Source organism: Pseudomonas sp. GM24 (assembly GCF_000282235.1).
In the GTDB taxonomy this organism is placed as follows: domain Bacteria; phylum Pseudomonadota; class Gammaproteobacteria; order Pseudomonadales; family Pseudomonadaceae; genus Aquipseudomonas.
This window is the reverse complement of record NZ_AKJR01000374.1, coordinates 1-964: the sequence shown is the minus strand read 5'-3', so window position 1 is coordinate 964 and position 964 is coordinate 1. Positions and strand designations below refer to the sequence as shown.

Annotated in this window: 1 protein-coding gene; it reads right to left on the bottom strand. The window is 59.5% G+C overall.

Annotated elements, in window-relative coordinates:
* Window positions 1-97 precede the first annotated feature (97 nt).
* On the bottom strand, window positions 98-814 hold the full coding sequence (locus PMI23_RS28480) for a FadR/GntR family transcriptional regulator (RefSeq protein ID WP_007908284.1): 717 nt from the start codon (window positions 812-814) through the stop codon (window positions 98-100).
* Window positions 815-964: the final 150 nt, after the last annotated feature.

The window sequence follows — 964 nt, the reverse complement described above, 5'->3', positions numbered from 1 at the left end:
AGTGAGCCTGCTCGCGATCGCGGTAGACCAGTCGAAGCTACTTTGCCTGATACGACGCTATCGCGAGCAGGCTCACTCCTACAGTGGATCTGTGTATTCAGCTGGCTTTTTTGTCGGCCATGACTTTCGGGTAGAAGCGTTTGATCGCCAAGTCCGCGTTGTCGATCAGGGTCATGCACGCCCACACGCCGCGCGCAGAATCGCGGGCGGCGATGGCATCGGCCATGTCCTTGTGGATGGGTAGCGTACGGCGCAGTTCATCCGGGTCAGCGGCGGAGACTTCGAACGACACCGCCAGCAATGCGCCGAGGGCCGGGACCATTTGTTCGATGAATTGATTGTGGCTGGCGGCGAGAATGCATTCGTGGAAGAACTGGTCGGCGCGGTTGTAATCGGTGCCGCTGTCGACCGCGCGCTCAAGGGCGTTATAGGCCAGTTGCACCGCTTCGATCTGGTCCAGCGTCGCCCGCTCACACGCCCAGCGCACAGCCATGGGTTCGATAGTGCGGCGCAGGTCGAGCAAGTCATCGACAAAGTTTTCCGGTAGCCCGTTGCGCGACAGCCAACCGACGACTTGCGGATCGAACAGGTTCCAGCGCCGCACCGGCAGCACGCGGGTGCCGACTTTCGGCCCGACTTCGAGCATGCCTTTGGCGACGAGGGTTTTGATTGCTTCGCGGATCACGGTGCGGCTGACACCGAGCTGTTCGCCCAGATCGGCCTCGACCTTGATGGTCTGCCCGGGTTTGACTTGGCCAGCGGCGATCCAGCTGCCGAGCCAGTCGACCGTCGACGCGTGAAAGCTGCTGGACATGAACACCTCAAAGCGGATCGCGATGGGTGATTAAGCTAATCATCATATGATTAGGTGTCAACGACAAAAAAAGATCGCAGCCTTCGGCAGCTCCTACAGATGTACGCCATGTAGGAGCTGCCGAAGGCTGCGATCTTTTAAGGTTGCTTT

Bases quoted from the DNA above. Each gene is read 5' to 3' on its own strand.
- PMI23_RS28480 (WP_007908284.1), bottom strand. From the start codon at position 814: ATGTCCAGCAGCTTTCACGCGTCGACGGTCGACTGGCTCGGCAGCTGG.